Annotated in this window: 1 protein-coding gene; it reads left to right on the top strand. The window is 76.2% G+C overall.

Features of this window, described 5'->3' with window-relative positions:
- Positions 1-13 precede the first annotated feature (13 nt).
- A partial coding sequence (locus PUR56_RS00450; RefSeq protein WP_329947367.1) for an acyltransferase domain-containing protein occupies positions 14-2351 on the top strand: 2338 nt, incomplete at its 3' end.

Raw genomic sequence — 2351 nt, 5'->3', positions numbered from 1 at the left:
TGTGGTGCAGCCGGTGTCGTTCGCCGTGATGGTGGGTCTGGCGCGGGTGTGGGGTTCGTTGGGTGTGGTGCCGGACGCGGTGGTGGGGCATTCGCAGGGTGAGATCGCGGCGGCGCATGTCGCGGGGATCCTGTCGCTGGACGACGCGGCGGCGATCGTCGCCCTGCGTTCGCAGGCGATCGCGCGGGGTCTGGCGGGTCGTGGCGGCATGGTGTCCGTCGCGCTGCCGGCCGCCGAGGTGGCCGACGGTCTGCCGGCCGGTGTGGAGGTGGCGGCGGTGAACGGGCCGTCGTCGGTGGTGGTGGCCGGTGACCCGGTGGGGCTGGACACGCTGGTGGCGGGCTTCGAGGAGCAGGGTGTGCGGGTGCGGCGCGTCCCGGTGGACTACGCCTCCCACACGTCCCATGTGGAGTCGATCGAGGGCGAGTTGGCGGATCTGCTGGGTGCGGTGAAGCCCCGGCCCGCCGCGATCCCGTTCCTGTCGACGGTGGAGGGCCGGTGGTTGGAGGGTCCTGAGCTGGACGGCGGGTACTGGTACCGCAACCTGCGGCAGACCGTCCGCTTCGCCGAGGCGGTGGACACGCTCGCCGCCGAGGGGTTCCGGGCCTTCGTCGAGGTGAGCGCGCACCCGGTGCTCGTCCACAGCATCGCGGAGGCGCTGGAGGAGACGGTCCCGGCCCCGACCGTCGCCACGGGGACGCTGCGGCGTGAGGACGGTGCGTGGGACCGCGTCCTGCTCTCGGCCGCCGAGCTGTACGTCCGCGGGGTCGAGGTGGACTGGTCGACGGCGTTCGCCGGCGCCGGTACGCTCCGGCCCTCCGAACTCCCCACGTACGCCTTCCAGCACCAGCGCTTCTGGCTGGAGCCCGTCGCCGGGACCGGCGACGTGACCGCCTTCGGCGTCGCCGCGGCCGGGCACCCGCTGCTCGGCACCCTGGTGGAACTGCCCGACGGGGGCGCGGTGTTCACCGGCCGGCTGTCGACCCGCTCGCACCCGTGGCTGGCCGGCCACGCTGTCTCCGGGAACATCCTGCTGCCCGGTGCGGCCTTCCTCGAACTCGCCCTGCGGGCCGGCGAGCAGACCGGGCTCGGCCGCCTGGAGGAACTCGTCGTGGAGGCCCCCGCGATCCTGCCCGAGCGCGGTGGCGTCCAGATCCGCGTCACGGTCGATCCGGCCGCCGACGACGACCGCAGGGCCGTCCACGTGCACTCGCGTGACGAGGACGGCGAGGGCACCTGGACCCGGCACGCCACCGGCTTCCTGGCGGCCGAGGCCGCACCGGAGTTCGGCTACGAGGCGTGGCCGCCGGCCGGCGCGGAGCCGGTCGCACTGGACGGCTTCTACGAGCGCCTGGCGGAGGCCGGGTACGAGTACGGTGACGCCTTCCGGGGCCTGCGGGCCGCCTGGCGCTCGGGCGAGGAGGTGTTCGCCGAGGTCGCCCTGCCGGAGGAACTGACCGAGTCCGCCGGGCGGTTCGGCCTGCACCCGGCGCTGCTGGACGCGGCGCTGCAGTCCGCCAACCTGGGCGCGGCCCCGGTGGCCCGCCCGGGCGAGGTCCTGCTGCCGTTCGCCTGGAACGACGTGGCCCTGTTCGCGTCGGGGGCCACCGCCCTGCGGGTGCACGCCCGCCGGGAGGGCCCGGACAGCGTGTCCTTCGCGCTCACCGACCCGGTCGGCCGACCGGTCGGCGCCGTCGGGGCGCTGGTCCTGCGGCCGGTGGCGCCCGAGCGGCTGTCCGCCGTCCAGGATCCGGCCGCCGACCACCTGTACCGCCTCGACTGGACGCCGGCCGAACTGCCGCGCGCCGAGGCCGGGGCGGCGGCGGGGGAGGTGCTCGACCTGACCGCTCCCAGCGGGCTGCCGGCGCCGCAGGCGGGCCGGGAGCTCGTCGGGGCCGCGCTCACCCGGATCCAGGAGCACCTGGCCGGCGACTCCGACCGTCCGCTCGCCGTCCTGACCGCGAACGCGGCCGACGACCCGGCGGCCTCCGCCGTGTGGGGCCTCGTGCGCACCGCGCAGCTCGAACACGCGGGCCGCATCGTCCTGGTGGACACCGACGGCTCGGCGGCGCCCGCCGCGCTGGTCGCCGACGCGCTGGCGTCGGGCGAGCCCCAGGTGGCGTGGCGAGACGGCCGCGCGGTGGTGCCGCGCCTGGCGCGGGCCGGTGCGCCGGCCGGTGCGCCGGCCGAGGCCGGAGCGGGCGGTGGCCGGGTGTTGGATCCGGCGGGGACGGTGTTGGTGACGGGTGGGACGGGGACGTTGGGCGGGTTGGTGGCTCGGCGTCTGGTGGAGTCGCACGGGGTGCGTCATCTGTTGTTGGTGAGTCGGCGTGGTGGTGCGGCGCCGGGTG

Origin of the sequence: Streptomyces sp. BE303, from assembly GCF_036290945.1 — a bacterium.
Classification (GTDB): domain Bacteria; phylum Actinomycetota; class Actinomycetes; order Streptomycetales; family Streptomycetaceae; genus Kitasatospora.
This window is presented reverse-complemented; position numbering and strand designations above follow the sequence as displayed.